The organism is Vibrio sp. 1167 (assembly GCF_033340375.1).
Taxonomy (GTDB): Bacteria; Pseudomonadota; Gammaproteobacteria; order Enterobacterales; family Vibrionaceae; genus Vibrio; species Vibrio alginolyticus.
The window spans coordinates 1-2,288 of record NZ_JAWOWK010000038.1 but is presented as its reverse complement, the minus strand read 5'-3'; the positions used below and the strand labels follow the sequence as shown (position 1 = coordinate 2,288).

The window sequence follows — 2,288 nt, the reverse complement described above, 5'->3', positions numbered from 1 at the left end:
GTGGTGCCCGGAGGCGGAATCGAACCACCGACACGAGGATTTTCAATCCTCTGCTCTACCGACTGAGCTATCCGGGCGACGAGGTGTATTAAAAGGCTTTTCGGCTTTCAGGTCAACAATAAAATTAAAATAAAATATCGTTTGATGAATTTGTGCTCGGAGTGGGCTGTTTTTATGCGTTTTTAGCAGCAATGCGCCATGCTTTAAGCGATGTTTTAACATTGATAGTGTGTTCACTTGCAAAATAAAGGCGATAAAAACAAAAAAGCACGTCTGAAAACGTGCTTTTTATTGAACAATTGACTTTAAACTAGTGCTTTACTGAGAACTTGTTTACCCAACCTTCTAGCTCATTCGCTAGTGAAGCTAAACTTTGAGTACTTGATTGGCTCTCGGTTACGACAGAGTTGAGTTGGCCTCCGCTTTCCTCGATAAGGTTTATGCGTAGCGCAATATCATCGCTAACCTGCGTCTGCTCAGCGGCAGCAGTAGCGATCTGCTGGCTCATTGTGGTGATAGATTCTAACGCCGTTACAATTTGCTGTAGAGCTTCAGAGGCATTCTTAGACTCTGTAACAGTGCTTTCACTGGTTTCTGCACATATTTCCATTGTGTGAATGGCATTGCGAGAGCCTTCTTGCAGATTGGAGATCATATACTGAATCTCTTTTGTGCTGTCTTGTGTGCGTCCTGCTAGGTTGCGTACCTCATCAGCAACGACTGCGAAGCCTCGGCCTTGTTCTCCAGCACGTGCTGCTTCAATGGCTGCATTGAGTGCCAATAGGTTTGTTTGCTCTGCAATATCACCAATCACATCGAGCACTTTTACAATATTATTTACATCCTGATCTAGATCGGCGACCGCTTTACTCGCAGTATTTAATTGAGAAGCTAAACCTTGAATGTTTTCAACCGTGTTATGAATGAGTTTCTGAGTATGTTGGCTTTGTTTGTCAGCCTCGTCCGTATTGTTTGCGGTGTCGCTTGCTGAATTGGCAACATGGTTGGCTGAAGATGCCATTTCAGTCATCGCAGTGGCAATCATCGCCGTTGATTGCTGCTGAGATACGGTAAGATCGGCAATCGTATTTGATCGAGCTTCTACGGCAGATAACTCTGCGCGCAGTGCATGCATAGACTTCTCTAGGTTTGTCACCATGGTAGCTAGTGATTGACTCATATCTTGCACGGCACGATAGATACTTCCTCTCGGTGCCACAGTATCAAAACTGGTCTGAATGTCTCCTTGAGCGACAGCTTGAACTGCTTTACGCACGTCGTTAGGCTCTCCACCAAGTAGATGAAGCATTTTGCGAATCGAAATGATCAGGCCACTTAGAATACTTCCCGCGATAATCAGACACAGCACAAGCTGCCATTGTGCTGTCGACCAAAAACGTGCGTTAACTTCATTAAAGCCAATACCTGTACCGACAACCCAGCCCCAGTGTGGTGTTTTTTCTGCTATCGAGTGTTTTTCTTCAATGCTGCCATCAGCTTGTTTTTGGCTCCAGGTATATTCAATGATCTGACCTGTTTTGTGCCCCAATACATCTAGAATGAGTTGGCCTACGCTATTACCACTGCCATCTCTAAAGTCATGGAAGCTGGTTCCGTGTAGTTGAGGGTCTAGTGGTGCGGCGATGAACATCATATTTTCATCTGCGACATAAACGTATTCGTTGTCTTTGTAGATATTGTTACGAAGTAGGCGAGTGGCTAATGCTTTCGCTTCGTCTTCCGGCATTTTGCCTTCGATAGCCATCTTTTCTACTTCGGTAAGTATGCTGTACGCACTTTTAAATAGCTCAGTAACTCGAGCTTTGTTATCAAGGTTACTTGCGACGCGAAGTGTCCATAAGCCCGTTGCGGTCAGAGCTAGGAGAGCTAGCAATATGATCGCAGATAATAAATAGGCTTGAGTTTTTAGTTTCATATTTAGCTCACAAATAAAGTGTTATCACTATGCAAGGCATAGCTAAAAGAAGAAATGTAATAACTCGGGCATCTTAGTGAAGATAAATATGCTCGGATACTAATGCGTATTGAAATTACGATGAGGATTAAATTTTTAGCGTGAAATAAGTGTTTTTGAAGAAAGGATTTAATGTTCGCTGATGTTTAGAAATGAAGTGCAGATAAATGGGAAAGTGAGAAATGACGTATAAAGCAGATACAAAAAAGCCGCATCAAGTGATGCGGCTTTAAAAGTGGCTCCTCCTGCTGGGCTCGAACCAGCGACCTGCGGATTAACAGTCCGTCGCTCTACCAACTGAGCTAAGGAGGAA

General features: G+C 43.8%; 1 protein-coding gene and 2 tRNA genes. All 3 read right to left on the bottom strand.

Translation table 11 applies throughout. The features are described from left to right. Position 1 precedes the first annotated feature (1 nt). A tRNA-Phe gene (locus R7Z78_RS24145) sits at positions 2-77 on the bottom strand. A 233-nt stretch (positions 78-310) separates the two neighbouring features. Further along, entirely contained in the window at positions 311-1,936 is a 1,626-nt protein-coding gene (locus tag R7Z78_RS24140) for a methyl-accepting chemotaxis protein (RefSeq protein WP_104975628.1), read from the bottom strand. Positions 1,937-2,211: 275 nt separating this feature from the next. Continuing rightward, positions 2,212-2,287 (bottom strand) — tRNA-Asn (locus R7Z78_RS24135). Position 2,288 lies beyond the last annotated feature (1 nt).